At 57.1% G+C, this 26,657-nt stretch carries 25 protein-coding genes; 15 read left to right on the top strand and 10 right to left on the bottom strand.

What is annotated here, in order from left to right; genetic code table 11:
• Positions 1 to 100: 100 nt before the first annotated feature.
• From H6973_15700 to H6973_15685, 4 genes are all read left to right on the top strand, one after another.
• Positions 101 to 721, top strand: a complete 621-nt coding sequence (locus tag H6973_15700; GenBank protein MCP5127032.1) for a dTMP kinase — start codon at positions 101 to 103, stop codon at positions 719 to 721.
• 74 nt (positions 722 to 795) lie between these two features.
• Positions 796 to 2,022 (top strand): aspartate aminotransferase family protein, encoded by a 1,227-nt coding sequence (locus tag H6973_15695; protein MCP5127031.1) that lies wholly within the window; start codon positions 796 to 798, stop codon positions 2,020 to 2,022.
• A 54-nt stretch (positions 2,023 to 2,076) separates the two neighbouring features.
• Complete coding sequence (locus H6973_15690) at positions 2,077 to 2,232, top strand: hypothetical protein (GenBank protein MCP5127030.1); 156 nt, start codon at positions 2,077 to 2,079, stop codon at positions 2,230 to 2,232.
• A gap of 330 nt (positions 2,233 to 2,562) precedes the next feature.
• Positions 2,563 to 3,279 (top strand): hypothetical protein, encoded by a 717-nt coding sequence (locus tag H6973_15685; protein ID MCP5127029.1) that lies wholly within the window; start codon positions 2,563 to 2,565, stop codon positions 3,277 to 3,279.
• Between the two features lie 59 nt (positions 3,280 to 3,338).
• Here H6973_15685 and H6973_15680 read toward each other — a convergent pair whose 3' ends face one another.
• Positions 3,339 to 4,226, bottom strand: a complete 888-nt coding sequence (locus tag H6973_15680; GenBank protein MCP5127028.1) for an IS982 family transposase — start codon at positions 4,224 to 4,226, stop codon at positions 3,339 to 3,341.
• Between the two features lie 12 nt (positions 4,227 to 4,238).
• Between H6973_15680 and H6973_15675 the strand changes: the two genes are divergently transcribed.
• Both H6973_15675 and H6973_15670 read left to right on the top strand, forming a co-directional pair.
• On the top strand, positions 4,239 to 4,535 hold the full coding sequence (locus H6973_15675) for a hypothetical protein (GenBank protein MCP5127027.1): 297 nt from the start codon (positions 4,239 to 4,241) through the stop codon (positions 4,533 to 4,535).
• Between the two features lie 536 nt (positions 4,536 to 5,071).
• The gene (locus H6973_15670) at positions 5,072 to 6,601 is read left to right on the top strand and encodes an IS21 family transposase (protein MCP5127026.1); all 1,530 of its coding nucleotides are present in this window, start codon (positions 5,072 to 5,074) and stop codon (positions 6,599 to 6,601) included.
• A gap of 72 nt (positions 6,602 to 6,673) precedes the next feature.
• Here the strand turns inward: H6973_15670 and H6973_15665 are convergent, their stop codons facing one another.
• Both H6973_15665 and H6973_15660 read right to left on the bottom strand, forming a co-directional pair.
• Positions 6,674 to 7,039 (bottom strand): transposase, encoded by a 366-nt coding sequence (locus H6973_15665; protein ID MCP5127025.1) that lies wholly within the window; start codon positions 7,037 to 7,039, stop codon positions 6,674 to 6,676.
• On the bottom strand, positions 7,040 to 7,729 hold the full coding sequence (locus tag H6973_15660) for an IS630 family transposase (protein MCP5127024.1): 690 nt from the start codon (positions 7,727 to 7,729) through the stop codon (positions 7,040 to 7,042).
• 140 nt (positions 7,730 to 7,869) lie between these two features.
• Between H6973_15660 and H6973_15655 the strand changes: the two genes are divergently transcribed.
• From H6973_15655 to H6973_15645, 3 genes are all read left to right on the top strand, one after another.
• Complete coding sequence (locus H6973_15655) at positions 7,870 to 8,574, top strand: ATP-binding protein (GenBank protein MCP5127023.1); 705 nt, start codon at positions 7,870 to 7,872, stop codon at positions 8,572 to 8,574.
• Between the two features lie 102 nt (positions 8,575 to 8,676).
• Positions 8,677 to 8,904, top strand: a complete 228-nt coding sequence (locus H6973_15650; GenBank protein MCP5127022.1) for a hypothetical protein — start codon at positions 8,677 to 8,679, stop codon at positions 8,902 to 8,904.
• Between the two features lie 28 nt (positions 8,905 to 8,932).
• Positions 8,933 to 11,914 carry a DUF1566 domain-containing protein gene (locus H6973_15645; protein ID MCP5127021.1) on the top strand — a complete coding sequence of 994 codons (2,982 nt, stop codon included), beginning with the start codon at positions 8,933 to 8,935 and terminating at the stop codon, positions 11,912 to 11,914.
• Between the two features lie 158 nt (positions 11,915 to 12,072).
• Here H6973_15645 and dksA read toward each other — a convergent pair whose 3' ends face one another.
• Both dksA and H6973_15635 read right to left on the bottom strand, forming a co-directional pair.
• Positions 12,073 to 12,498: an RNA polymerase-binding protein DksA gene (dksA, locus tag H6973_15640; GenBank protein MCP5127020.1), complete on the bottom strand. Its 426-nt coding sequence runs from the start codon at positions 12,496 to 12,498 to the stop codon at positions 12,073 to 12,075.
• Between the two features lie 155 nt (positions 12,499 to 12,653).
• Positions 12,654 to 13,628 (bottom strand): zinc ABC transporter substrate-binding protein, encoded by a 975-nt coding sequence (locus tag H6973_15635; protein ID MCP5127019.1) that lies wholly within the window; start codon positions 13,626 to 13,628, stop codon positions 12,654 to 12,656.
• Positions 13,629 to 13,754: 126 nt separating this feature from the next.
• Here H6973_15635 and znuC point away from each other — a divergent pair, with 126 nt between their 5' ends.
• Both znuC and znuB read left to right on the top strand, forming a co-directional pair.
• Positions 13,755 to 14,516 (top strand): zinc ABC transporter ATP-binding protein ZnuC, encoded by a 762-nt coding sequence (gene znuC, locus H6973_15630; protein ID MCP5127018.1) that lies wholly within the window; start codon positions 13,755 to 13,757, stop codon positions 14,514 to 14,516.
• Complete coding sequence (gene znuB, locus H6973_15625; GenBank protein MCP5127017.1) at positions 14,509 to 15,300, top strand: zinc ABC transporter permease subunit ZnuB; 792 nt, start codon at positions 14,509 to 14,511, stop codon at positions 15,298 to 15,300. Before znuC ends, znuB begins: the two co-directional genes overlap by 8 nt.
• Before the next feature lie 11 nt (positions 15,301 to 15,311).
• Here the strand turns inward: znuB and H6973_15620 are convergent, their stop codons facing one another.
• The 3 genes from H6973_15620 to aceA form a co-directional block, all read right to left on the bottom strand.
• A complete protein-coding gene (locus H6973_15620) occupies positions 15,312 to 17,855 on the bottom strand; it encodes an ABC transporter permease (protein ID MCP5127016.1) in 2,544 nt (847 codons plus the stop codon).
• A 155-nt stretch (positions 17,856 to 18,010) separates the two neighbouring features.
• Positions 18,011 to 19,609, bottom strand: coding sequence for a malate synthase A (locus H6973_15615; protein MCP5127015.1), 1,599 nt, complete (start codon positions 19,607 to 19,609; stop codon positions 18,011 to 18,013).
• A gap of 173 nt (positions 19,610 to 19,782) precedes the next feature.
• Positions 19,783 to 21,075 (bottom strand): isocitrate lyase, encoded by a 1,293-nt coding sequence (gene aceA / locus H6973_15610; protein ID MCP5127014.1) that lies wholly within the window; start codon positions 21,073 to 21,075, stop codon positions 19,783 to 19,785.
• A 309-nt stretch (positions 21,076 to 21,384) separates the two neighbouring features.
• On the opposite strand from aceA, the gene H6973_15605 reads away from it, so the two are divergent.
• Entirely contained in the window at positions 21,385 to 22,344 is a 960-nt protein-coding gene (locus H6973_15605) for a glucokinase (protein MCP5127013.1), read from the top strand.
• Positions 22,345 to 22,347: 3 nt separating this feature from the next.
• Here H6973_15605 and H6973_15600 read toward each other — a convergent pair whose 3' ends face one another.
• A complete protein-coding gene (locus tag H6973_15600) occupies positions 22,348 to 22,695 on the bottom strand; it encodes a 4a-hydroxytetrahydrobiopterin dehydratase (GenBank protein ID MCP5127012.1) in 348 nt (115 codons plus the stop codon).
• A gap of 135 nt (positions 22,696 to 22,830) precedes the next feature.
• Here H6973_15600 and H6973_15595 point away from each other — a divergent pair, with 135 nt between their 5' ends.
• From H6973_15595 to clcA, 3 genes are read left to right on the top strand one after another with little or no spacing between them, the layout of a single operon-like run.
• Positions 22,831 to 23,457, top strand: a complete 627-nt coding sequence (locus H6973_15595; GenBank protein ID MCP5127011.1) for a DUF3365 domain-containing protein — start codon at positions 22,831 to 22,833, stop codon at positions 23,455 to 23,457.
• Positions 23,458 to 23,468: 11 nt separating this feature from the next.
• The gene (locus tag H6973_15590) at positions 23,469 to 23,912 is read left to right on the top strand and encodes an NUDIX hydrolase (protein MCP5127010.1); all 444 of its coding nucleotides are present in this window, start codon (positions 23,469 to 23,471) and stop codon (positions 23,910 to 23,912) included.
• Positions 23,913 to 23,971: 59 nt separating this feature from the next.
• On the top strand, positions 23,972 to 25,333 hold the full coding sequence (gene clcA / locus H6973_15585) for a H(+)/Cl(-) exchange transporter ClcA (GenBank protein MCP5127009.1): 1,362 nt from the start codon (positions 23,972 to 23,974) through the stop codon (positions 25,331 to 25,333).
• A gap of 2 nt (positions 25,334 to 25,335) precedes the next feature.
• Here the strand turns inward: clcA and H6973_15580 are convergent, their stop codons facing one another.
• The gene (locus H6973_15580) at positions 25,336 to 26,655 is read right to left on the bottom strand and encodes a hypothetical protein (GenBank protein MCP5127008.1); all 1,320 of its coding nucleotides are present in this window, start codon (positions 26,653 to 26,655) and stop codon (positions 25,336 to 25,338) included.
• Positions 26,656 to 26,657 lie beyond the last annotated feature (2 nt).

Below are 26,657 nucleotides of genomic sequence, written 5' to 3'. Positions count from 1 at the left end.
AGCCAAAGCAATCGCACAATGGTGCTCTGTGAGGGAGTTGACAAGCCAAGGGGAGACCCGGTATTTGGATTGCACCACTAAATATTCTTATGAGAACACGATGGCTCATCGATTCATCACTGTCGAAGGCGGCGAAGGCGCCGGTAAAACCACGCAACTGGCCTTCATGCGCGACTATCTGGAACAGGCCGGTTATTCGGTCGTGATCACCCGCGAGCCGGGCGGTACAACATTGGGCGAAGAAATTCGTGCTCTGTTGCTCGGCCATCGCCATGACGGCATGGCGTTGACGACGGAAACCCTGCTGATGTTCGCCGCCCGCGCTGAGCATCTGGAACGAGTCATTCGCCCCGCGCTGGCCCGGGGCGACTGGGTGTTGTGTGACCGCTTCACCGACGCGACTTATGCTTATCAGGGCGGCGGGCGTGGCCTGTCCCTGGAGCAAATTGCGGATCTGGAAACGTGGGTGCAGGGCCATCTGCGTCCCGATCTGACCCTGTTGTTTGATTTGCCGGTGGAAGTTGGATTGGCCCGAGCCGGGAAACGCAGCATAGCGGATCGCTTTGAACAGGAAGATCAGGCGTTTTTCGAGCGGGTTCGGGCGACTTACTGGGAGCGCGCCTTGCAAAATCCGGATCGCTATCGAATCGTGAACGCCAACCAGCCGATTGAAGCCGTTCGCCATGAAATTGAAAGCATTCTCGCCGCCATCATGTCATAAAGCGCTAACATTCCAAACCAGGTATGCTATGCGTCGGTTCATACCTCGTTCAACCTCGATTCAGGATTCTCCCGATGAGCAGTCATTCCCCCATCACCCGCGAATGGTTTGATCAAGTCATGGTTCTCAACTACGCCCCGGCGGCGATCATCCCGGTGCGTGGCGAAGGCTCCCGTTTGTGGGATCAGGAAGGGCGAGATTACATCGACTTCGCCGGCGGCATTGCCGTGACCGGGCTGGGGCACGCTCACCCGCAGCTCTTGGCCGCGCTCACCGAACAGGCGCAAAAGCTCTGGCATGTCAGTAACGTCCTGACCAATGAACCGGCGCTGAAGCTCGCCCGTCGGTTGTGCGATCTAACCTTTGCCGAACGGGTGTTTTTCGCCAATTCCGGCGCCGAGGCCAACGAAGCCGCGCTCAAGCTGGCCCGCAAGTATGCTTCCGACCACTTCGGCGCGGACAAGCATGAAATCATCGCCTTTACCCAATCGTTCCACGGACGTACGCTGTTCACCGTAACCGTCGGCGGGCAGCCCAAATACACCCAGGGGTTTGAACCTCTGCCGCCGGGCGTCACCCATGTTCCGTTCAATGATCTGGACGCTTTCGCCACTGTCATCTCTGACCGCACCTGCGCGGTCATTGTCGAGCCGGTGCAGGGCGAAGGCGGCGTGACTTGCGCGACCCCGGAGTTTCTGCAAGGACTGCGCGAACTTTGCGACCGCCATCAGGCGCTGCTGATCTTCGATGAAGTGCAATGCGGCAATGGGCGCAGCGGTCATCTTTACGCCTATATGGCCTACGGCGTCACCCCGGATATCCTGGCGACCGCCAAGGGACTGGGCGGTGGCTTCCCCATCAGCGCTATGCTCACTACCACTGCAATCGCTGAAAGTCTCAACGTCGGCAGCCACGGTACGACCTACGGCGGCAATCCACTGGGTTGTGCGGTCGCCAACGCGGTGCTGGATCTCATCAGTGATCCCGAATTGTTGGCAGGAGTTCAGCGCAAGCATGAAGTCTTCATGGCCGGTCTGCGCCGGATCAATGAGCAGTTTCACTTGTTCCGGGAATTGCGCGGCATGGGTCTCTTATTGGGTTGCGAATTGATTGAAACCTGGCGAGGGCGCAGCCGGGAATTCATCAAGGCAGCGCTCGATGAAGGGTTGCTGGTGCTGGTCGCCGGGCCGGATGTGATCCGGTTAGCGCCCTCGCTGATTATCCCCGATGAATTGATTGAAGAGGGTTTACAGCGTCTTGAGCGGGCGATTGCGCGTCTGCTTTCCCCAACTGCTGCTTAACATCCCGGTTGGGTTGCCAAAACAGCAATCCTGCCTAACCCGAGGAATTGGCCCATGCAACGCGATAAGGCTGAACCCATTCAGATTGAGTGCCCGAAATGTCGGCACACGGAGATCGTTTACATCCCCATAGAAGCGATCCCTCGCTGCCCGGAATGCGGCACACCGATGATTATCAAGGAGTTGCTGGATGAGGGTAAGTCAACCTGAGTACGGCTCAAGTCTGCTCTTCTTTAGCTCTTCGGACGGCTTGGATTTCCGCCTATCTTGCTAATGATGCAGGATAGGCGGAACCAGATAATCGTTGTTAGGCCAGAAAAACGATAAAACTACGATAATGACATACAGCGGATCGAAGGATTTCTCGGCGATGCATCGTCTTACGGATCTTTCGAGTCGTAAGCGCTAGCCACAGTGTGGCGAGAGAAACAAGACGAACTCCAGAGAAACGGGCGTTTTTCAGGATTTTCTCAAAAAGCTACAACGCGAGTGGGCCATCGAAACCGGCATAATTTCAAAATCTGTACAGGAGAGTAATGCATGTCGAATCAGACCTGTCGTATTTTATTACCCTTTGCACTTTCCTTGTCATTTTCAGGGCTTATTGGGTGTATTCAGCCCTCCTTTGCCCAGAATTCCAGTCATACTCAGCAAGCCGAAGCGCGACAACGGTTAACCCCGGAAGAGCGGGCAACCTGCCGGGCGCAAGCGAAACAAGGCTACAACCGTGAAGAACGGCGGCAGTTGTTTCGGGAATGCCGGGAGGGCATGTTAAGTGCTTCGATGTCGCCAATAACCCCTGCGCCAGAATCATCAATGGCAAATCCAGCAGCGGTTCAGGCGACCCCGAAAAGAAATGCCGCAACCGACGCGCAAATCATTGCCGAAGCGACCGGTGGCGAGTTGAAGGCAACTAAGGGAAAGTACTATGTCAAGGATTGTGAGCGATGGGTTGAATACGAAGCAAAAGTAGTCGATCTAAACAGCGACGGCCAACCAGAAGTTTTTACCCTTGAATTTGGAGGAATTTGCTTTGGTCAGCTTGGCGCCTATATGAATCTATACATCAAAGATAATCAAGGTCAATGGCAGCCACAATTTGGTTTTGATGGCTTTTACAAGGTGCTTAAGACCAAGAATCAGGGTTACCCTGACATTGCGATTGTGGGGGACCCTGATGCTGTAGTGGACAGTTCGCATTGCCCGGTTTGGCGTTGGAACGGGCAGGAGTATGACATCTACAAGCAGTGTCCATAAGCCTTATAGCAACATCGCGCGGCAGTGATGAAACCTACGGTTTACGCGATGTTCGACTTTCAGGCGATCAGGCCCTCAAACTGGAGGTCTGACCGACCGACTTGTCGGTTCATGAAAATACCCAAGGTGTGCGCTAAGACTTTTCGGGCGATCCGACTCGTCAAGTGCCACACATCCCGCGCCCGGATTTTCTCAAAATGGAATGGCTCGGTGAGCTGACCGATGACCGTTTCCACGAGGCGGCGGGTTCTCGTAAGCTGCTGGACAGCCCACGGGGGACGCGGATCGATCATGTTGGCCCGCAAGGGGGTTTGCAAGTCAATCCCGGTCGTGGCCAGTTCCGTCTGAAGAAAGGCGCTCAGGTAACCTTTGTCGCCGATCACCCAACCCTGAACACCTTCGGTCAAATCCCACAACGCCTCGCGTTCATCACCCGTAGCGGGCGTCACCGTCCACGCCGTGATGACGCCATGGATCGTGACCATCAGATGACCGTGAAGCCCGTAATAGTACTGCTTCTTTGCCGCACAATAGCCAAAATCCGCCACCGCAGGAAATAACCGACAGTGCGGGGCACGGGTCAACACACAGAGGGGCAGAGGGCAACCATCCACCAAGCGAATCGGGTCCGTCGCCGCCCCCAACTCGATCAGCAGCTGCTGATGAAGCCGCTGCTTGATCACCCACAGATTCGCCGCCTGCTGGGCAAACGTCGTCCGCGATCCGAGTTCCGGGAACCACGACGGCCAATGACGACCGAAGTACTTCCAGATGCCCACATCCGTATCCAGCCCTAAGAACTCGCCGACGACTTCCATCGTGATCACTTCACTATCATTCAGCTTGGGGGCGAAGCCTCGCGAGCGTAAGCAGTGATCCCCGAGCAGGGCATTCAGGTGTTCGTCTACCCAACAAAACACCGTGATGATAAAGTCTTCGAGCGGCATGGCGGTCTCTCCGTGCGGTTGAGGCGGTTGGTTCCTCTCAGCTTAGCTCACATCGCCATGCCGCATCCGCCTGCTCTCATCTCCCCTCGGAAAAGTCGAACATCGCGTACGGTTTATCTGGAAACATCGGTCATTAGCTATTTGGCAGCCCGTCCCAGCCGCGATCTGATTGTGGCGGCGCACCAGCAAATCAGTCAGGAGTGGTGGGATACACGGCAAGCGTGGGCGTTATCCGTTTCAGCATTGGTCATTGCGGAAAGCCGCGCCGGCGATCCGGTAGTGGCCCAACGGCGGTTATTGTCCTGCTAATAGAGAAATTCACTAAAATATTCGTCATATAATTGATTTTTATAAATTATTAAAAAATACATCCCTTGGAATGTAGGGATCACTGCTAGCGAGACTATAGCGCTCCTGGATGGTATCCCGCTTTTGCATCTGAGCGATGCCGCGACCGACTTGGCGGAGCAACTCTTGAACCGCATGGCTTTACCTGCTCGCGCCAAGGACGACGCACTTCATATCGCCATAGCGACTGTACACAGGATAGATTATCTGTTGACCTGGAATTGCGTGCACATTGCCAATGCCTGCCAACGACCCTTCATCGAAACCCTTTGCCAAACGCTGGGCTATCGGCCTCCGGTGATTTGCACCCCGGAAGAACTATTAGGAGACCCTCTGCGTATTTCACGGGATGACGGCAGGTCGTTTCACGGAAGGCGGCAGGCCATTACACGGAAGGCGGCGGGTTGTTTCGCCAATGAGCAGCGACGCAGGTTAACAACTTGTAGGCTGGTTCCTTTTTTTCCGAGGAGGAACTCATGCCGACTGAGAGGTTATCCATGCGCAAGATTCAAGAAGTGCTTCGTTTGCAGGCGGCGGGCCATAGCCAACCACAAATTGCCCGGAGTTGCGGGATCGGCCGTAGCACGGTCGGAGAGTATCTGCAACGCGCCCGACGAGCGGGCCTGGGTTGGCCCCTGCCCAAGGGCATGATGGCCGATGAATTGGAACGACGGTTGTTTCCGCCGCGCCCCGCCGCTGGGTCTGCGGATCGCGGAAAACCGGATTGGGCCACCGTCCACCAGGAATTACGCCGCCCCGGCGTCACCTTGTGGCTCTTGTGGGAAGAGTACAAAGCCACGCATCCCCAGGGCTATCAATACACCTGGTTCTGCCAGCAGTATCGGGCTTGGGTGGCGCATACCGATGTGGTGATGCGCCAGACCCATCGGGCCGGTGAGAAGGTGTTTGTGGACTACGCCGGTCCCACCGTGCCCATCGTGGACCGCATCACGGGTGAACTCCGCCAGGCCCAAGTGTTTGTTGCGGTGCTGGGCGCCAGCAATTACACCTATGTGGAGGCGACCTGGACCCAAGGACTGGATGACTGGCTCATGGCGCATGTCCGGGCCTTTGCATTTTTCGGCGGTGTCCCGGAAATTGTGGTTCCAGATAATTTGAAAACCGGCGTCCAGACGCCGCACCGCTATGAGCCCGACCTCAACCCCAGTTATCTGGAGTTAGCCGCCCATTATGGCGTCGCGGTGATCCCCGCGCGTGTCCGAAAACCGCGTGATAAAGCCAAAGCGGAAAGTGGCGTGCTCGTGGTGGAACGCTGGATTCTGGCCCGCTTGCGCCATCGGACTCTGTTCAGTCTCGACGAACTCAACACGGTCATCCGCGAACTGCGCGACGCCCTCAATCAGCGCGCCTTCAAAAAACTCCCCGGTTCCCGTCAGCATTGGTTTGCAACGCTGGAACAACCGGCGTTGCGTCCCTTACCGGCCGAACCCTACGTGTTCGCGCAATGGAAAAAAGCGCGCGTCAACATTGACTATCACATTGACATCGAGCGCCATTACTATTCGGTCCCCTACCTCCTGGTGCGCCAGGAAGTGGAGGTGCGCCTGACCGCCACCACGGTCGAGGTCTTCCATCAACGTCAGCGGGTGGCTTGTCATCGCCGCCATCCGCAGCCTGGTCGCCATACCACCGTAACCGCCCACATGCCCAAAGCCCATCGGGAGTACGCCGAATGGACGCCCGAACGGTTAGTGCGCTGGGCTCACCAGACCGGCCCCCACACGGCGACTCTAGTGGAACGTATCCTGGCCACGCGGCCCCATCCTCAGCAGGGCTACCGCTCGTGCTTGGGCATCTTGCGTCTGGGCAAAGCCTATGGCGCCGACCGCTTGGAGGCCGCCTGTCAGCGCGCGTTAGCCATTGGGGGACTGAGTTACAAGAGCATCGAGTCGATTCTCAAGCATGGCCTGGACCAGCAACGCCTCCCGGATGCGGGGACTTCGCCACCGCCCATCCCTTCGACCGCGACCCACGCGAACGTGCGCGGCGCACGCTATTACCAATAACCCAGGAGCCTCCGCCATGCTGAAACAACCCCTTCTCGATCATTGTCTTGCTAATAGTTATCCCCACAAAAATCATGCTGGAGCTTTTTCAGGATTAGCGTATTGAGTATCAGGGAGCCTAAAAAATGATTTGACCCTTTCCTGAAATTCTTTTAGCTTTTCCAAAGCAGAATAAACGCGCGCTCTGAAATCAGCCCGGTTTTTAATTGGCTCCTTTTCCAGATGATCATTTTTGATCTCATTCCAAACCTGTTCATCCGGATTTAACTCTGGCGAGTGGGGGGGAAGAAAGAACAAGCGGATTTGTTTTCGATGCGTCTCAAGAAAGGCTTTGACTTCTTTCGAGGTATGATAAGACGCATTGTCCGTGATGACAATTAATGGGCGCTCTCGACCCTCTAATGCCTTCTCTAAAAAGGCAATGAAAACCCCACTCACTCATTTTTGAGTGGTCACTTCAAATATTAACTCGCCCGTCGCCGTAACCATCGATAAAATGTGAAACCCACCCCGGTCATCACTCACTTTAATTTCAGGCGGATGACCGACTAAGCCCCACGTCCGTCCAGAACGCGTATGGCCTTGAACCCATGACTCATCCTGAAACGCAATATCCGCTCCAAGTTCTTGAGCCCGCTTCTGAATCTCTTTAAATTCTTCATTAATAAACTTTTTAACTTCCTCCTGATCCTGGTTTAAGGCATGATAACAAGGTTTTTGACAACTCAGTCCTAATTGATGTAAATGCAGACGAACCGTGGCATCCGATACCCATAAACCAAAGTACTCTTTCAATAAATTAACCATGATCTCTAAAGTCCATAAAACCGTATCATAGCCATGATCCGCCGGCGTCGTATTGAGTATCGTTTCTTTTAACCATCGATCAATATCCGGAGTCATCACACACGTGGCGCCGAGCGCTTTCCGGGTATCCAGGGCTTCTTCTCCTTCATAACGATAGTTGCGAAGCCAATCATAAATACTCGTTCGGTCGATACCCAAAAAATCAGCAACAAGCTCCGGACCATAATGCTTCTCTTCGACCGCGCGAACCGCAATACGCCGGATGTAATTCATCACTTCATCCGGTATTTTACGTGCATCAAACATCCATTCCGCGTTCATTGCCGCACCTCCTCTATAAATTTAGAGTCTCTAAAGAGGTCTTCTATAGTTATTAGACAATTTGATTAACGCTCAGTTCGTTGATAATGTAGGGATAATCGTTGGCAAGCCTACAACTGCACACCTTGAAACTCAGCGGCATGCGTCAGGCCTTGCACGAGCAACTCCAGATGCCCGATAGCGATCAGCTCAGCTTTACGGATCGCTTGAGTCTCCTGGTTGATCGCGAACTGACCGAACGCGCGAATCGTCGCCTCCAGTACCGCTTACAGCAAGCCCGTTTGCCCCAGCAAGCCTGCCGGGAAGACCTGGATTACCAACATCCCCGGGGCCTGGATAAAACCCTCATCCAGCATCTGCTCGGTGAACGCTGGCTTGTGGAGCATCTCAACTGCCTGATTACCGGCCCCACCGGCGTGGGGAAAACATGGATTGCTTGTGCCTTGGCTCAGCATGCGTGTCGTCTGGGCTATACCGCGCGCTATGTCCGTTTGCCCCGCTTGCTCCCTGAACTGGCGTTGGCCCGCGCCGATGGCCGCTATCCCAAGCTGCTACGCGAGTACGCTAAAGCACACGTGTTGGTCATCGATGACTGGGGCTTAACACCGCTCACCAGCGAGGGCCGCCGTGATCTTCTGGAAATCCTCGATGACCGGCATCACCGTCAATCCACCCTCGTGACCAGCCAGTTGCCCGTGGCAAGCTGGCACGCCTATCTGGACGAACCCACTCTGGCTGATGCCCTCCTCGATCGGCTCGTCCATAACGCCTACACCCTCAACCTGACCGGAGAATCCTTACGAAAACGTAAAACCCCCTTGACGAACTCCATCACGGAACAGTAAACACTCATCCACTGCGTCGCTGCGCTCCGACCGAGTGAAATACGCTGCCGCCTTCGACTGAACTCGCCGGCCGTCATCCCGTGAAATGGATGGCCGGCATCAGTGAAATACGCAACCCTCATGTGGACTGATCCGATTGTGAAAGAACTGCACGATTGGCGCACGGCCCATGCCGCTCAATTCCATCAGGACCTGCGAGCGATGGTGGACGACTTACGCCAGTTGGAGCAAGACTGGCCCGCACCGAAAATCGCCCCTCCACCCATTTTGCAGGAATCGCAAACTGAAGTGTCGTGCACCCGATCCATCAAAATAATGGGGAGAAAATGAAGTGAAAGGGTTTGATTGGAACATAAGCATGCATCTCCCCCCTTTGAAAAAGGGGGGTTGGGGGGGATTCCGCCTCCTTGCCCTCAGCTTGAGCCTTCCGATAGGGCTGGGCCTGAATACCCCCGCACCCGCCGCTGGCCTGAATGATACCGGCCGGACCACTTGTTACGACGATACCCAGGCCGTGACCTCGGAACCCAGCACTCACCCGCGCCAGGATTGCACCATCGGGCGAGATGCGGCGGCGGCAGCCGGCGTGTTGACCAAAGTGGGCGGTGGACACGCGGGCTTTGATTACACCAAGATCGCGAATGATGGCCGGGAATTGCCTGCTGATGCGGTACTCGGTTCCGGTCCCGGCGACTGGGCTTGCACTCGCGATAATGTGACTGACGTACTTTGGGAAGTGAAGACCGATGATCGCGGCCTACGGTACGGGGGCTGGAGTTATACTTGGTACGACGATATTCACACCGATAACAACGGGGGCGATCCGGGATCACTGGGTGGCAACACCTGCGGTGGTACCTTGCCCAACAGTCAATGTAACACTCAGGCGTATGCGGCGGCAGTGAATGCGGTGGGGTTATGCGGTTTCACTGACTGGCGCCTACCAACCGCAAATGAACTGTTCGAGTTAGTGGGTTTAGAACCTGGTGCATACATTGATACAAACTATTTCAAACATAGTGGATATAATTGGTCATCCTCTGTCCCTATCCCTATTACTACCCGTTCACGCCATGCAGTCATCGTTGCGCCCGGAGACACCCCCTCCAACCTAAGGATCGTTCCTAAGAACTACGTCATATATGATGTGCGTCTCGCACGTGGTGGACCAACCGGTTCAAGCAATCCAAGTCTAATCAATAAGGAGAACTGTTATCCAAATATCCAAGCAACGACGCCTACCGAAGATTTCATTTTGGACGATCTCAACGGCACAGCCACCCACGCTAAAACGGGTCTGACCTGGATGCGGTGCAGCCTGGGCCAAACTTGGGACAGCGCCACACGAACCTGTAGCGGTTCCGCACATACGTATACTTGGGGCGAGGCGCTGCGAACCGCGCAGGGCTATGCCTTTGCCGGATATAATGACTGGCGTGTACCAAATATTAAAGAATTGCTTACAATTTTTGAGGATAAATGCATACCCCATATTAATGAAATTGTTTTTGATGTAGTAGGAAGGAAGAATTATTGGTCGTCTTCCCAGAGTGGTTATCCGGAAAGCTCATCAACTTTACATCTGGACGCCTTCTTTGATAGCCGTGTAGTCTGGCAACCTCGTATAGTGCAGCAAAGTGTGCGTCTCGTCCGCGGCGGATCATCCTTTAGCGATTATTCCGGGGATACCGTTTCGCCACCGCCCACCCCCACCGCCACCCTCCCTGTACCCACCGCCCGCGACCTCCCTAGCGCGGTCACGAACGTCCCCTACGCCACGGTCATCAATGCCGCCGGAGGAATAAGTCCCTATATCTTCACCGCTGCGGGCCTACCCCCCGGTCTCCGTCTAACTGCTGACGACGGCGTTCTGAGCGGCATCCCTGACACCGCCGGTGAGTACACCGTCACCGTCACCGTCACCGACGCCCAGTCCCAAACCGGAACCCGCGACTACGCGATCACCGTCGCCCCGCTGGTGCTGGTGCAGCGAAGCTTGCCCATTGGCGTACGCAACGCCCCCTACACGCAAACCCTCACCGCCCTGGGCGGCCAACCCCCCTACACCTTCACCGCCACCGGTTTACCGCCTGGCCTGACCTTAGCAGTTAATGGCGCGATCAGCGGCACGCCGACTGAAGCCCACGACGCCCCGATTCAAGTCACTGTCCAGGATCAGGATGAGCAAACGATCACCCAACCAGTCTGGCTCACGATCCGTGAAGTCGCCTTCACCCGCGCCAACCCGGTCAAACCCGGCCAAACGATCAGTGCCGCCGTTCAGTACCCCGATGGCCGCAGTTGCGAACTCGACGAACCGAACATTCTGACCCTGCCCCTTGGCGGTCTCAACGCCCCCGCCACCGGCCCCCAAGGCATCACCCTCACCGACGGCCTGCTGCAAGTCGTCCTGCAAAACTGCACCACCAACGGCATCCCTGCCACCGTCACCCTCGCCTACGGCGACCCCCTGCCCGCCGGCGCGCAATACTGGAAATACGGCCCCACCGCCACCGACCCTGACCCGCATTGGTATCTCCTCAACGGTGCCGACCTCGCCGGCAACACCGCCACCTTCACCCTGATTGACGGTCACCTCGGCGACGCCGACGGACTCACCGACGCCCACATCACCGACCCCGGCGGGCGCGGCCTACCCAACCTCGCCATCAGCGGCGGCATCCTCAGCCGCACCCCGGTCAACCAACCCTACCGTGCGACCCTGCAAGCGCGCTACGAAGGCCCTGCCCCACCCGCTACCGCAGCGGACGACCCCGCCTACCGCTGGAGTGTGACGGAAGGCGCACTGCCGCCCGGTCTCACCCTGGAAACCGCCACCCCCGACGGCCTCGACGCCCTGCTCAGCGGCGTCCCCACCCAAGTCGGCGTTTACTTCTTCACGCTCCAGGTCATCGACCCCACCCACGGCCAGGTCTTCGTCCAACAAGACTACCGCATCGAAGTCATCGCCGACGACCCCGCCGTCACCCTGATCACCCACTACTACCGCTCCATCCTCGACCGCGCCCCCGAGGACGACGGCGTCGCCTTCTGGAAAGACCAAATCACCGCTCTACAAGCCCAGGGACAAGACGCCAAACCGGTGTTCCGCAACATGGCCTACTTCTTCTTCAACAGCCCCGAATACCTGGCGCGCCACACCACAAACCCCGCCTTCATCGGCAACCTCTACCGCACCTTCTTCCAGCGCGAACCCGAAGAGGACGGACTGGCCTTCTGGCTGGAACAACTGGCGGAAGGCAGTCCGCGCAACGATGTCATGACCTTCTTCCTCTACTCCCAGGAATTTACTGACTTCATGGGGTATCTGGGGTTTTGAGCGCAAATGTCCTCACGCTCTAATACCAATTCCCATTGTGTTAAATGACGTTACTGCGGAGTCTCCCCCCTTTGAAAAAGGGGGGGGTCGGGGGGGATTTCGACATCCCATCCGGGCTACACTCCTTATTAAAGGCGAACCAGACGGTTGCTTTACATTCAAGTCGCCTGACTTCTTTCCCGCTGTTCTTCCAGGTGCTTACAGTCGATGCATAATTCGGCGGTAGGTCGCGCCTCCAACCGGCGCAGGCCGATTTCCACGCCACACCCTTCGCAATAACCGTATTCGTCATTGGCCAAGCGACCGAACGCCTTGTCGATCTTGTGCAAAAGCTTGCGTTCCCGATCCCGCGCCCGCAGGCTAATGGAAAACTCCTCTTCCTGACTGGCGCGATCATTTGGATCGGGCAGATTGAGCACTTCATCCTGCATGTTGTTGACGGTGCGCCGGCCTTCTTCCATTAATTCCTCCTTCCAGGCCAGCAGGATGGCGCGGAAATGAGCCTTCTGCCGGTCATTCATGTATTCCTCGTCCGGTTCCGCGCTGTAAGGCTTGAAGCCTGCAAACGTGTCAGCCATGATCATTCGCCCTTCTATCGGTCATACGGATTAACTTTATGATTTAAAAGTCATCTGCGAGCCAGACCGTCCAAAATGGCGGCTTGGCGCCAGCGGATGCGCATAACAGCATAGAACATCTTGCTCGTGAATGCCGCTGGCATTCCCTGAAGCAGCCGGATTCAATCCGCGCTCAGACAAGCCTGCAAAGCATGGGTCAAACCCTCCAGCAATTGGAAGTAAGCGTCGGGACCCGCCAATAATTCGGCGCCCAGCGGATCGAGAACCCCAAGTCGCGCATCGCTGCCGCTGACCAGGGTGGCCGCCAGCGCCGGTTCAAACTGCGGTTCGCTGAAAACGCAACGGACTTTTAGATCGCGAATGCGCGCCTGGATTTGCGCGATGCGCCGCGCGCCAGGCCGCTGCTCCGGGTCCAGCACCACGGAACCGACTGCTGGCAAACCATAGCGTTGCTCAAAGTACTGATAAGCGTCGTGGAACACCACATAAGGCTGATCCTTGACAGATGCCAGATCGGCTTCTAATTGCTGGTTCAATCGGTTTAAGCGTTCGATTAGCGCCGCGCCATTGCGTTGATAATCAGGTTGATGATCTGGATCAACCTCACTCAGGATTGCGACGATCTGGCGGGTCATGGCGATGGCGTTCATCGGGTCCAGCCAGAGATGCGGATCGTGGCTGACCTCGTGGTCGTGGTGATGATCATGCGTATCATGATCTTCATCCGATTCGGTTTGCGAGTGACGGTGCGCTTCCCACGCGCCGCCCGCCCGCAAGGATAAAAACTTGATTCCAGGCGCTTCCAGCAAGGCGACTGCGCGGACTTGGCCCTTAACGTTTGCCAGAGGTTTGATCAGAAAGGTCTCCAGATCCGGTCCGATCCAGAACACAGCCTTGGCTTGTTCGATCACGCGAACATCCGAAGGCCGCAACCGGTAGTCGTGCGGGGAAACGCCACCGGTCAATAACAAATAGGGTTCGCCAACCCCTTGCATAACGCCCGCGACCAGGGAATGCACCGGCTTAATGCTGGCCACGACGGGCAATCCGGCGGCCCATCCGGTTAACGGCAATAGCAACAACAAACTGCCTACTCCTCTTCGCAGCCTGTTCAAAAAGCGTCCATAAGGCAACATGACATGAATCCTGTGGTTATGTTATAGAGTGCGCGCCGAGGCGATCACGCGCGATTTCCAAATCGCTCGCTGAGACTATGGAAGCGCCCAGTGGTTGCCTCACTTGCCAAAGGAAAATGCCGCGCCATGTCCACTGAACCCTTGCTCACTGTTGAAAACGTCCATTTCGCCATTCGCGGCAACCCGATTCTGCAAGCGGTCAATCTCCAGGTATCGTCCGGCGAAATTGTCGCATTGATTGGCCCCAACGGCGCCGGCAAATCCACATTGGTCCGTATCGTACTCGGTTTGCTGCGCCCGGATCGTGGCCGGGTTCATCTCAAGCCCGGATTGCGGGTCGGCTATATGCCGCAACGGTTAATGGTGGACGATACCCTGCCATTGACGGTACAACGCTTCGTGACCCTGGGTACTACGGCGTCACGGGAGCGAGTCCAGTCAGCGCTTCGAGAAGTGGGCGCGGCGCATGTCCTGGATGCGCCGATGCAGGTGATTTCCGGTGGTGAAACGCAGCGGGCGCTATTGGCCAGAGCATTACTGCGAGAACCGGATTTGCTGGTGCTGGATGAACCGATCCAGGGTGTCGACCTGACCGGTCAATACGAATTGTACGACTTGATCAGCAATTTGCGGCGCCAGCGAGGCTGTGGCATTTTGATGGTGTCGCATGAATTGCATCTGGTCATGGCGGCTACCGATCATGTGTTGTGCCTGAACCGGCATGTTTGCTGTTCCGGTCATCCCGACCTGGTTGCTCAAGACCCGGCTTATCTGGAGTTATTTGGTATTGACGGCGCGCGGCGGCTGGCGGTTTACCATCATCACCACAACCATCGCCATGATTTGCATGGCAGCGTGGTTGTTGTTGAGGAAAATACACATGGATGATTTCCTAATGCGCGCCCTGCTGGGCGGTCTAGGCGTGGCGCTCGCCGCTGGTCCACTGGGCGCTTTCATCGTCTGGCGGCGCATGGCCTATTTCGGTGATACCCTGGCGCACTCGGGCCTGTTGGGGGTGATGCTCGGCATCATTTTGAATATCAATCCGCAACTGGGGGTCGTCGCCACCTGCCTGACTGTAGCCTTGGCCTTGGTGTTGCTGCAACGCCAGCGCTGGCTGGCCGCTGACACGCTGTTGGGCATTCTCGCTCACACCAGCCTGTCACTGGGTTTGGTTACCCTGGCTTTTCTGGAAACGGTGCGGGTCGATCTAGTGGGCTATCTGTTCGGCGATATTCTGGCGATCAGCCCTATCGATTTGTACTGGATATGGGGCGGTGCGCTGGTGGCGCTAATAGCGCTGGCTTGGCTGTGGCGCCCGTTGCTCGCGGCGACCGTGCATGAGGAACTGGCGCAAGTGGAAGGCGTACCGGTGTTCGCCGTCCGCCTGGCATTCATGCTGTTGATCGCGATTGTGATCGCCGTGGCCATGAAGGTCGTCGGTATTTTGTTGATTACTTCATTACTGATCATCCCGGCGGCGGCGGCGCGACGTTTCGCCCGGTCGCCGGAAAGCATGGCGCTGCTAGCCAGTGGTCTAGGCTGCGCGGCGGTGGGCGCAGGATTATGGGCCTCGCTGCGCTGGGACACCCCGGCGGGACCTTCAGTGGTTATTGCGGCGGCGGCCTTATTCGCTCTGGGCCATGTGATTCCCAATCGTTCGCGGCATTAGCGACGCTCCATTTACAGCTCCCGCAACGCCCGCCACGGCGGTTGGGCCAACGCCGAACGCGCGCCGATCAGTCCAGCCAGACCGACGCCCACGACGCCAGCGCCGCCGCCGAGCACCCAGATCCACGAATTCCAGAAATAGGGGAAGTCGAACACCTGAGTTGCCAGCACATAGCTTAATAACGTCGCAGCGGCAGCCGCCAGCACCCCGGCCAGCAAGCCCAGCGTAGCAAATTCCGCCAGCAGGCTTTGCCGCACCACCGCCCGCTGCGCGCCCAGAGTCCGCAACACCGCACTCTCAAACCGCCGCTCGTCCTGGGTGGCCTGAATCGCCGCGTACAACACCACCAGTCCCGCAGCTAAGGTGAACAGGAACACGTATTCGACGGCGGCGATCACCCGATCCATGATCTCTCGCACTTTGGTCATCAACGCCTCGACATCCAGTACAGTGATCGACGGATGTTGCCGCACCAGTTCCGCCATCACTGGTTTCTGGTCAACCGGCAGGTGGAAACTGGTGATCCAGGTCGCTGGATAGGCGTCCAGCACGCCAGAGGGGAAGACTACGAAAAAGTTGGGTCGAAACGAATCCCATTCGACGCTGCGCAGACTGATCACTGTTGCTTGCAAATCCTGTCCGGCGATCTGGAAACGCAGCGTATCGCCCAAGACAATCCCTAGTTCCTTAGCTAAACCGATTTCCACCGAGGCAATGCCCTGACCTTGATCGCCGGGTCGCCACCAGCGGCCCGCAAGAATGCGATTATCTTCTTGTAAAACATCTGTCCAGGACAGATTGAATTCCCGCGCCACCAAACGCTGGGCGCGCGGACTTTGGTAATCATCCGGTCCGACATCACGTCCGTTGATCGCGGTCAAACGCCCGCGCACCATGGGGAACAAAGCAGCGTCGCGCAAGCCCCGTTCGCGCAGGAAGCGCTGAACCTGTGTCACCTCGGCAGTTTGGATGTTAATCAGGAAATGATTCGGCGCGTCGGCGGGCAGACTGGCTCGCCAACGAGTCAACAGGTCTGTGCGCACCAGGGTCAACACCAGCAAGGCCATCAGGCCCAGACCCAGCGCTACAACCTGCACTGTGCTGCCGGGACCACGCCGAGCGATATTGGCCAGACCGAAACGCCAAGCCACGCCCACTTGGCCTCGCAGCAGATTCAGCACCTTCACCAGTCCCCAGGCGGCCAGGGAGAGGACGATCACGGTTCCCGCCACTCCAGTGCAGACATATAGCGCTAAACGCCATTCGCCCGCTTGCCAGACCAGCAGCGCCAAAGTCGCCGCCACGGCAGGCCCGTACAGAGCCAGCAGACGAGGATTAACCGGCCCCAGATCACGGCGCAACACCCGCAGCGGCGGCACTTCCCGCAAGCGCAGCAAGGGCGGTAACCCGAAGCCCAACAGAGTGACGAACCCGGTGGCCAGCGCCGGCAGCACGGGCCACAGCGAGGGCGCAGGCAGTTCAACACGACTCACCAATTGACCGAGCACCCCGCTTAACCCATATTGCGCCAGATAACCGGCCAGCAGTCCGGCCACGCCAGCTAGCGCCGCCAGCGCCAACAGCTCCAGTACGAACAGGCGAACAATCAGCGCCTCGGTTGCGCCGATGCAGCGCAGAATGGCCACGCTGTCCCAGTGCCGGCCCGCAAAGCGCCGGGCGGCGATAGCCACGCCGACCCCCGCCAGAATCACGCTGACCAGCGCCGCCAGATTCAGAAAACGCTCCGCCCGTTCCAGCGCGGAACGCAGTTCGACCCGCGCGTCGCGCACCCCTTGCAGTTTTTCACCGGTCGCCAGCCGCGTTTGCACCCAGGTCTTGAAGCCTTCCAACCGCATCGGTTCCCCGGCCAGCAACAGATGGTAGGCCACGCGGCTTCCTGGTTGCACCAGTTCAGTCGAGGGAATATCCGCCAGATTGAGCATCAGACGTGGGGCAATGCTGAACAGGTCGCCGGCGCGATCCGGTTCATAGGCCAGCACCTGCGCTACGCGGAAGGAGCGCGCGCCTAAATTCACGGAATCGCCGACCTGGAGTCCCAGTATCTGCAACAGGCGCTCGTCCACCCAGACTTGGCCAGGGTTAGGGATAGCGTCAACGGTGCGTGGCGGGTCAAAGGGTTTATCGCTGACCTGCAACGCGCCGCGCAGCGGATAACCAGGACCCACCGCTTTGACCTCGGTCAGCTGCGTGACATCACCCGCCAGCACCACGCTGCGAAAACTCAGCGTTTCGGCAGTCTGCAACCCCTGTCGTTTAGCCGTCTCCGCCAACTCCGGCTGAATGGGACTGGCTGAAGCAACGACCAGATCAGCGCCCAGCAATTCACTGGCCTTGTGCTCCATTGCTTGCTGGATACGGTCAGTGAAGAAGCCGACAGCAGCGACGCTGGCGACAGCGATCACTAGAGCAATGGCCAGTACGCGCAATTCGCCGGACTGCCAATCGCGGCCCAGGGCGCGCAGCGCCATGCGGCCTATCGCGCGCCAGTTCAGTGATAGGGTTTCAGAAGCAGAAACGGTTGCAGTTTTTGACATGCATTCAACTCCCAGCAGAAGGCTCTAATATCCGTTCACTATTTCTCCAAGTAGAACGGCGGGAACGAAGCATTATCGCTGATAACTGACACTCCCAAGCGGCGGGTTATGGCTAACCCGCCCTACGACGTTTCCCTGCTACTCATTCTCTGCTATCAATCCATCGCCTCATACAACGGCAGGGTCAGGAACTCTGGATAATCCGGAGAGAGGCTCATTTTCTCGAAGATGCCCGCTGCCTGGTCATAGGTCGCCGTGTCCTCGCCTTGGGCGGTGACCGTTGCCTTGACCTTGGCCAGTTCTTCGGGGATCAGGCCATGCACCAGATCAGCGGTGACTTTGCGCCCATCGTCCAGCTTGCCCTTGGGACTAACCACCCACTGCCAGACCTGCGAGCGGCTGATTTCCGCTGTGGCGGCGTCTTCCATCAGGTTATGGATCGGTACGCAACCGTTGCCGGCCAGCCAAGACCCCAGGTAATGGATGCCAACATTGATGTTATTGCGCAGACCGACCTCGGTAATGGGCTGCTCGGGTTGAAAGCTCAGGAAATCCTGAGCGGTGAAGACTTCATCGCGCTGTTTTTCCCATTGGTTGGGCTTGTCGCCTAGAACTTTGACAAACTCTTCATGCGCGATGGGCACCAGACCAGGATGAGCGACCCAACCACCATCGAACCCGTCGTTGGCGTCGCGGGTCTTGTCATGGCGAATGCCGGCCAGCGCCTTTTCATTGGCGGCCGGATCGTCCTTGATGGGAATCAGCGCCGACATGCCGCCCATCGCTGGCGCGCCGCGCTTGTGGCAGACCTTGACCAGATGCAGGGCATAGGAGCGCATGAAGGGCACTTCCATCGTAATCGCGCCGCGATTGGCCAAGCAGAAGTTTTGATTCTTTTTAAATTTCTTGATGCAACTGAAAATATAGTCCCAGCGACCGGCGTTCAAACCGGCGCTGTGCTCGCGTAATTCGTAGAGGATTTCCTCCATCTCAAAGGTGGCGAGAATGGTTTCAATCAGCACCGTGGCTTTAATGGTTCCTTGCGGAAGGCCCAATTCATTCTGCGCCATGACAAAGATGTCATTCCACAACCGGGCTTCCAAATGGGATTCCATCTTCGGCAGATAGTAAAAAGGTCCGGTGCCGCGAGCGATCTGCTCTTTAGCGTTGTGGAAGAATACCAAGCCAAAGTCAAAGATACCGCCGGAGACCCGTTGACCATCCACGGTCACATGCTTCTCGTCCAGATGCCAGCCGCGCGGGCGAATTTGCAAGGTGGCGATCTGCTCGTTGAGTTGGTATTCCTTGCCGGCCTCGTTGACATAGCTGATTTGGCGGCGAATCGCGTCGACCAGATTCACTTGGCCCTGAATCTGGTTAAACCAGTTGGGACTGTTGGAATCCTCGAAGTCGGTCATGTAGGAATCAGCGCCGGAGTTATAAGCGTTGATAATCATCTTGCGCTCCACCGGACCGGTGATTTCGGTGCGGCGGCACTCCAGCGCCTTGGGCAGGGGCGCGACCTTCCAGTCGCCTTCTCGAATGTGCTTTGTTTCCGGCAGAAAATCCGGCATTTCACCTGCGTCAATGCGGGCCTGGCGCTCGACGCGGGCTTTCAATAATTCCTGGCGGCGCGGCTCGAAAGCGCGATGCAGTTTGGCGACCAGGGCCAGTGCGTCGTGGGTAAGAACCTCGTCGAAACGGGGATGAATAGGGGCGTTGATTTGCACGCCAGCAGGCAGATTCAGGCTCACGGCTGCTCCTTGGAATGTTCGGGTGTGGAATTTTTGCAGAGTAAACAAGCGTTATTTTAACGCGGTTTGAATGGCAAAAACCCGAAGGGTTCGCCTCCGGGTTATTGTCCTTGCGTAACCATTCAATTCCCCCTTTGCCAAAGGGGGTTAGGGGGATTTTGGGAGGTGAGCGCTTAGTGGAACTGCTCTTCTTCGGTAGAACCAGTCAGCGCCGTCACCGAGGACGCACCGCCTTGAATCACAGTGGTCATGTCGTCAAAGTAGCCGGTGCCGACTTCCTGCTGGTGGGAAACGAAGGTGTACCCACGGTCGCGCGCCGCGAATTCGGGCTCCTGCACCTTCTCGACATAAGCGGACATGCCGCGCTTGACATAATCTTGAGCTAAATCAAACATGTTGTACCACATATTGTGAATGCCGGCCAACGTGATGAACTGGTACTTGTAACCCATCGCGCCCAGCTCGCGCTGGAATTTGGCGATGGTGGCGTCGTCCAGGTTCTTCTTCCAATTGAAGGACGGCGAGCAATTGTAGGCCAGTAGCTTGCCAGGGAACCGGTCGCGGATGGCTTCGGCGAACTTCTTGGCGAAGTTGAGATCGGGAGTGCCGGTCTCACACCAGACCATGTCGGCGTAAGGCGCGTAGGCCAGACCGCGGGAAATCGCCTGCTCCAGACCTTTTTTCGTCTTGTAGAAACCTTCCGGGGTGCGCTCGCCAGTGCAGAACGGCTTGTCATTCTCGTCAACGTCCGAGGTTAACAAGTCGGCGGCTTCAGCATCGGTGCGAGCCAGAATCACGGTCGGTACGCCATAAACATCAGACGCCAGCCGGGCGGCGATCAACTTCTGCACCGCTTCCTGAGACGGCACCAACACCTTGCCGCCCATGTGGCCGCACTTCTTGACTGAAGCCAATTGGTCTTCGAAATGCACGCCGCCGGCGCCTGCACGAATCATGCACTTCATCAGTTCATGGGCGTTCAGCACACCGCCGAAACCGGCCTCGGCGTCGGCGACGATGGGCAGGAAATAGTCGACGAAATCCTTGTTGCCGGGATGAATATTGCGCGCACATTGGATTTCATCGGCGCGCTTGAAGCTATTATTGATGCGTTCGACGACGGCAGGCACCGAGTCGACCGGATACAGCGACTGGTCGGGGTACATGGACATATAGGTGTTATTGTCCGCCGCGACCTGCCAGCCCGAAAGGTAGATGGCCTTGACGCCGGCCTTGGCCTGTTGCATGGCCTGTCCGCCGGTCAGCGCGCCCAGGCAGTTAACGTAGGGTTCGTTGTTAATGAGTTGCCACAGCTTCTCGGCTCCTCGTTGTGCGAGGCTGTATTCGACCGGTACGTTGCCGCGTAACCGCACGACATCCTCAGCCGTGTAACCGCGCTTGATGCCTTTCCAGCGAGGGTTCTCGGCCCAGTCTTTTTTCAATTCTTCAACGCTTAAAAACGCCATGATAGTAATCCTCTTTGAGGTTGACGGGGTTGTCAGTAATTTCAACTATTCTAATGTGGCTATGCAGCATTTTACAAGGTGGTTACAGCAGATTGATGGAGAGAGTTTTTCAGGTTCTGCGGTCGTGCGAATTTTGGCGCCGCTGCTAGAATCATCTGTAGAGATGCGCTGTCGGGCAGCGCTCCGCCTTCGCCCGACCTACCCGTCTCCTCTCATCCACTGGCAGGAGAGGCCGTGCTTGCCGGCAGGCAGGATTTGGGAGAGAGGGTCGGCGCCGTTTGCCATTCAAATATAGTTGGAAATAGGTTAATGCAGAAAAATCAAAGCTCTGTACCCGATCTGATCGCTGACATCGGCGGCACCAACGCCCGGTTTGCCTTGGTCAAAGCTAATCGTCAACCTTATGCAGAGCACACGCTGGCTTGTGCTGACTTTCCAGGGCTGATCGCTGCTGTCGCCTATTATTTGCAAAAAGTTGCCGGGCCGCACCCAAGGCGGGCGGCGGTTGCGGTGGCTACGCCTATTACCGGCGACCGGATTGAATTCACGAATAGTCCCTGGTCGTTTTCAATTGAAGCCACGCAGCAGGAACTGGGTCTGGAGCAATTACTGATTTTAAATGATTTTACGGCCCTGGCTTTATCGTTACCGCTGCTGGCGCCGGATGAACGGCATGCGATTGGCGAGGGTGAGCCGGTGGTGGGGGCGCCGATTGCCCTGATTGGCCCCGGCACCGGCCTGGGCGTGTCGGGGTTGGTGTGGTCCGGGGAACGCTGGATTCCCTTACAGACCGAAGGCGGCCACGTCACATTTTCTCCTGTCGATGAACGAGAGTGGCGAATCAGCCGGATTTTGCAACGGCAATTTGGCCATGTTTCGCCCGAACGGCTGTTGTCAGGACCGGGATTGGTTAATCTCTACCATGCCTTGGCGGAGCTGGACGGCTGGTCGCCGGAAACGTTAACGCCCGCCGATATTACCAGCCGCGCGCTAGCGGGAATCTGCCCGCATTGTCGTGAAGTGGTGGAATTGTTCTGCGGGGCGTTGGGCACGGCGGCGGGCAATCTGGCGATTACGCTGGGCGCGCGGGGCGGCGTTTATATTGGCGGCGGCATCGCGCCGCGTCTGGGAGAATTTTTTAACCAATCGGCGTTCCGGCGGCGCTTCGAGGAGCGCGGGCGGTTTAGCGGCTATCTGGCGGCAATTCCCACTTGGGTGATTACCGCCGCCAATCCGGCCCTGCGTGGCGTGGCGGCGGCGCTGGATTAAGGATCAAGCCGTTGAATATTCATCGGTATATAAGGTGTTAACCTTGGCGGCCATAATAAAGTCGTTTTCGTGCAACCCGCCGATCTTGTGGGTGTAAAACAGGATATTGGCATATCCCCAGCCGAAGGTAATGTCCGGGTGATGTCCTTCCGCTTCAGCCAGATCGCCAACCCGGTTCACGAAGGCCAGGGCGGCCGCGAAGTTTTTGAAGGCGAAGCGCTGCTCCAACCGGGTTCCGCTTTCCAGTAATCGCCAGTCGGGCGCCTGTGGTAATAACGCCTCTGCTTCACTCAAGGCAAGTGGGGGAATACCGCCTTGGCAGGGTGTGCACGTTTTTTGGGACCATTCCATCAGACACCTCCAATGACGTGTTAAAAAACCATGAACTGTGGTTTTTTGGAACGCCAATGCGGGGAAAAATCCGCCTGCATTCGGCTGTTCGCTTATACTAACCGTTCAAGTATTGACCCAAACTGGAGAATTTGCATGCGATACGCCCTGCTTGTTGCACTGAGCGCGGCCTTGACGACGAGCTTTGCCTCTGCGCAGTCGCCAGGCGCTGCTGAGGAACCCGAAGATAATGCGGAAATTGCAGTGGATGCGGAAGTCATGGCCAGCCGCGCCGCGGCTCAGAAGTTTGGTAAGACGCTGAAAGAGGCGCTTCAGCAGGCCATTAAGGTGGGGGGGCCGGCGAATGGCGTCACGGTTTGCCATGATCAGGCCGACCAGATCGCTGCCCGCTTGTCCGAAGAACTGGAGATGCTGGTGGGGCGCACTAGCCTCAAGGTGCGTAATCCCAATCATACGCCAGACGCTTGGGAAACGGCGGTGCTCAAGCAGTTCGAGGCGCGTAAAGCCCAGGGTGAGTCGGTTGACCGACTGGAATTCTTTGCGGTGATCGACGACGATCAGGGTCAGCAAACCTTCCGTTATATGAAGGCTATTCCCACCGCTGGCCTGTGTCTCAATTGCCACGGCGAAAAGATTGCTCCCGAAGTCGATGCTGAACTCAAGAAACTATATCCTTATGATCAGGCGCGTGGTTTCAGGGAAGGCGATCTGCGCGGGGCGTTTACCATTGCCAAGCCGTTGCCACAGAAGGAGACGCCATGATGAATAATCATTTGGAATGGAGTCCGCGCTTGACAGTGGCTACGATCATTGAACGCGATGGCCGGTTTCTGCTGGTAGAGGAGTATGCGGATGGCGATGATCTGGTCTATAACCAGCCCGCCGGTCATTTGGATGAGCATGAAACGCTGGCGGCGGCGGCGATCCGGGAAACCCTGGAGGAAACCGCTTGGGAGGTTCAAGTGGATGCTATTGTTGGAATCTACTACTGGACCCATCCCAAGGGACATACTTTCGTTCGCACCTGTTTCTCAGGCGTTGCTTTGCACCATCACACCGACCAACCACTCGATCACGGGATTCAGCGGGCGATCTGGCTGACCCGAGAGGAAATGGTTGCTCTAGGACCCAGATTGCGCAGCCCGATGGTGCTGCGTTGTATCGATGACTATCTGGCGGGTCACCGTTATCCCCTGGATTTATTTCATTATCTTTAATCCGCTTTAGCAACGCTAAGCCATCGCCGGGCTTGGTGGATCCGCCAGTATGTTAACTCATGACGCCCGTAACGCATTCAACGACATCCCATAAAGAAAATCATCTGCTCCGCGCTAAGCGGCGCATGGAGAAACTGAATCGTCAACGCTTGCGTCTCTTACCGCGCGCGCTGGCGCTGGGCATCCTTTCGGGGTTGATGGCCGTGGCTTTTGCAACGGTTCTGGAATTCGGTGAAGCGTCGCACATGGAGTTTCTTCAATTTGCGCGCCAATTTGGCGACTATGGCAGCATGGCCTTGTCCATTCTCTTCTCGGTCGTTGCGATCAGTGTGGCTTGCTGGCTGGTGCGCTTTTTCGCGCCAGCTGCCGCTGGCAGTGGCATTCCCCATCTTAAAGGGGTATTGCTCGGCTATCGGTCGATGGTTTGGCATCGCATTTTATGGGTAAAGTTCCTCAGCGGCGTAATGGGTGTAACGGGGGGGCTGACCCTTGGCCGCGAGGGGCCGACGGTGCAAATGGGCGGCGCTTTGGGTCAGGCGTTCGGTAGCCGTTCGCACAGCGATGCTCTGGAACAACGCATCCTCATTGCTGCGGGCGCTGGCGCCGGACTGTCGGCGATCTTCAATGCGCCTTTAGCTGGCGTGGTCTTCGTCCTTGAGGAACTCCAGGGAAATTTCGCGTCGCCGGTGTTCTTCGCCACGCTGATCGCCTCGATGACCGCCGATGTGCTATCCCGCTGGTTGATGGGGCAAAACCCAGTGTTTCATGTCACAGTCACCGCCATTCCCGATCTCGCCAGCTTGCCGCTCTTCCTGGCGCTGGGCATCCTGGCCGGGGTGCTTGGCGTTCTTTTCAACCGCGCCCTGCTGGCGACACAGCGTTTGGGCGATGTCCAGAGTCGCTGGAAACTGGCGAGTAAATGGGTTGCATGGGGTGTAATTATCGGTTTAATGGGCTGGTGGGCGCCCGAAGTTTGCGGTGGCGGTCATCTGATCGTGGCGCGAATTCTGGGTGGGCATGAATACATTAATCCCTGGACGCTGGCCCTGTTGTTCGGGTTGCGGTTCGTATTGACCATGGGTAGTTACGGTACCGGTGTCGCGGGGGGGATTTTCGCACCCTTGCTGGTGCTGGGCGCGCTGCTCGGTCTGGGCATTGGAGAACTGGGGCGCGAGTGGTTCCCGCTGGTTGCGCCGGAACCGCTGACCGTCGCGGTCGCAGGCATGGCCGCTTACTTCACAGCCATCGTGCGCGCGCCGCTGACCGGCATTGTGCTGATCGTCGAAATGACGGGTAACTATTCGCTGATCCTGCCCTTGTTCACCGCCTGCTTCTCGGCTTACGTGATCGCCGAGTGGTGGCCGGATGTGCCGATTTACGAGGCGTTACTGGAGCGCGATCTCGAAAAGGATACGCGCTAATGTCAATACAGCACTTCCGCCTTGGTGATATCCTCGCTGCGCAGCGACAGGGTCGCAGTACCGCCGGATCTGCGGATGGTAATTCTAACGGTACCTGCCTTGCTAATTGCTTCCAGCTTACCGAGATAGTTCGCGCCGGTGCTGGTCTTCAGCCTGGCGATTTTGCCGACGTATTGGTTTAATTGACTGACCGGCGTGGTGTGAAAGGACTTCTCGATAACGACCGGTTTTAGCGCGGCGGGCGCGATGGGTTCCTCCGGCTCCTCGGCGCGGGGTGCCCGTTGCCGGCCTATTCCCAACGCCTGCGTGACTTGAGCAGCATCCCAATCCATGCTCAGGTCAGTAACCGCCTCGTCGTTGACTTTAACCGTTAAGCCTGCCAGTTTGACAACATCCTCGGCTTTATAGAACTGCAATTCAGCGGGATCAATCGGCGCAGGAGGGTTAGCGGTAATGGTGATTTGGCGTCCATCGGTCAGGTAGCGCTGGTAAGCGGCAATCAACCCAGGCCCCAGGTTGACGCCATTGGCGCGCAGGCGCTCGACGACCAGCCGCACATGGTCGGCGATGTATGCATCAACCGATTTGCCTGCCTTGCCAGCGCAGTAGTTATTACGGTGAGTGTTGTAGCCATCGTCCTGAAGAACGATATTCAGACTGGCGACTTTGGGTGTCAGTGACGCGGCTAACTGCGTAATCGATGTGGACAACGTGTTCAGAGCGAACCCGATGTCGAGATACAGGCTGGCCCAGTCCCGGGTATTATTGCTGACCTGTAGGTTGATGCGGTTCTCGGCGGCTGCAAGCTGATAGCCCATATCCATGTTGCTGATGAAGCTGTCGTAACCCATTTCTTCCCACTGAGCGCCGCCAAAGTGAGTGACCGGGCCGCAACCCAGGGTATCCAGATCATCAAACGGCGTTCGTTCCGAGGGAGAGGGCGGTTTGCCGCCGAGAAGGGCACCATATAACGGCAGTTCCAACTGACGGATCGACAGGGATAATGCTTTTGGAAGTTCTCCCTGGTTTAACTGGCGACGCATATTCAACAGCGCTAGGATGTTCGGTGCTTTGAGGCGGATAGCGCCGATGGCAATAACATCATCGACCAAGTTGGGGATAATCCTGATTTGCTTGACGCCGACCGAACCCATTGGCGAAACACTAACGCCATCGTAATTAATTTCGGCGAAAGGCTCGGCGGCCGCAACCAATTGCTGAACCTGCTGTTGGGTGCTGTACCATAGATAGCCCCAAATGCCACCCGCCATCAACACTAGAACGGCAGTGATGGTTGTCAGAATGATCATGAACTTGCGCATGA

This window comes from Gammaproteobacteria bacterium (assembly GCA_024235095.1).
Classification (GTDB): domain Bacteria; phylum Pseudomonadota; class Gammaproteobacteria; order Competibacterales; family Competibacteraceae; genus UBA2383.
The sequence above is the reverse complement of the archived record's forward strand: the minus strand, read 5'-3'. Positions and strand labels throughout refer to the sequence as shown.

What these genes read in the sequence shown, in the direction of transcription:
- H6973_15700 (MCP5127032.1), top strand. Translation starts at nt 101, where the DNA reads ATGGCTCATCGATTCATCACTGTCGAAGGCGGCGAAGGCGCCGGTAAA.
- H6973_15695 (MCP5127031.1), top strand. Translation starts at nt 796, where the DNA reads ATGAGCAGTCATTCCCCCATCACCCGCGAATGGTTTGATCAAGTCATG.
- H6973_15690 (MCP5127030.1), top strand. Translation starts at nt 2,077, where the DNA reads ATGCAACGCGATAAGGCTGAACCCATTCAGATTGAGTGCCCGAAATGT.
- H6973_15685 (MCP5127029.1), top strand. Translation starts at nt 2,563, where the DNA reads ATGTCGAATCAGACCTGTCGTATTTTATTACCCTTTGCACTTTCCTTG.
- H6973_15680 (MCP5127028.1), bottom strand. Translation starts at nt 4,226, where the DNA reads ATGCCGCTCGAAGACTTTATCATCACGGTGTTTTGTTGGGTAGACGAA.
- H6973_15670 (MCP5127026.1), top strand. Translation starts at nt 5,072, where the DNA reads ATGCGCAAGATTCAAGAAGTGCTTCGTTTGCAGGCGGCGGGCCATAGC.
- H6973_15660 (MCP5127024.1), bottom strand. Translation starts at nt 7,729, where the DNA reads ATGAACGCGGAATGGATGTTTGATGCACGTAAAATACCGGATGAAGTG.
- H6973_15655 (MCP5127023.1), top strand. Translation starts at nt 7,870, where the DNA reads ATGCGTCAGGCCTTGCACGAGCAACTCCAGATGCCCGATAGCGATCAG.
- H6973_15645 (MCP5127021.1), top strand. Translation starts at nt 8,933, where the DNA reads ATGCATCTCCCCCCTTTGAAAAAGGGGGGTTGGGGGGGATTCCGCCTC.
- dksA (MCP5127020.1), bottom strand. Translation starts at nt 12,498, where the DNA reads ATGATCATGGCTGACACGTTTGCAGGCTTCAAGCCTTACAGCGCGGAA.
- H6973_15635 (MCP5127019.1), bottom strand. Translation starts at nt 13,628, where the DNA reads ATGTTGCCTTATGGACGCTTTTTGAACAGGCTGCGAAGAGGAGTAGGC.
- znuC (MCP5127018.1), top strand. Translation starts at nt 13,755, where the DNA reads ATGTCCACTGAACCCTTGCTCACTGTTGAAAACGTCCATTTCGCCATT.
- znuB (MCP5127017.1), top strand. Translation starts at nt 14,509, where the DNA reads ATGGATGATTTCCTAATGCGCGCCCTGCTGGGCGGTCTAGGCGTGGCG.
- H6973_15620 (MCP5127016.1), bottom strand. Translation starts at nt 17,855, where the DNA reads ATGTCAAAAACTGCAACCGTTTCTGCTTCTGAAACCCTATCACTGAAC.
- aceA (MCP5127014.1), bottom strand. Translation starts at nt 21,075, where the DNA reads ATGGCGTTTTTAAGCGTTGAAGAATTGAAAAAAGACTGGGCCGAGAAC.
- H6973_15605 (MCP5127013.1), top strand. Translation starts at nt 21,385, where the DNA reads ATGCAGAAAAATCAAAGCTCTGTACCCGATCTGATCGCTGACATCGGC.
- H6973_15600 (MCP5127012.1), bottom strand. Translation starts at nt 22,695, where the DNA reads ATGGAATGGTCCCAAAAAACGTGCACACCCTGCCAAGGCGGTATTCCC.
- H6973_15595 (MCP5127011.1), top strand. Translation starts at nt 22,831, where the DNA reads ATGCGATACGCCCTGCTTGTTGCACTGAGCGCGGCCTTGACGACGAGC.
- clcA (MCP5127009.1), top strand. Translation starts at nt 23,972, where the DNA reads ATGACGCCCGTAACGCATTCAACGACATCCCATAAAGAAAATCATCTG.
- H6973_15580 (MCP5127008.1), bottom strand. Translation starts at nt 26,655, where the DNA reads ATGCGCAAGTTCATGATCATTCTGACAACCATCACTGCCGTTCTAGTG.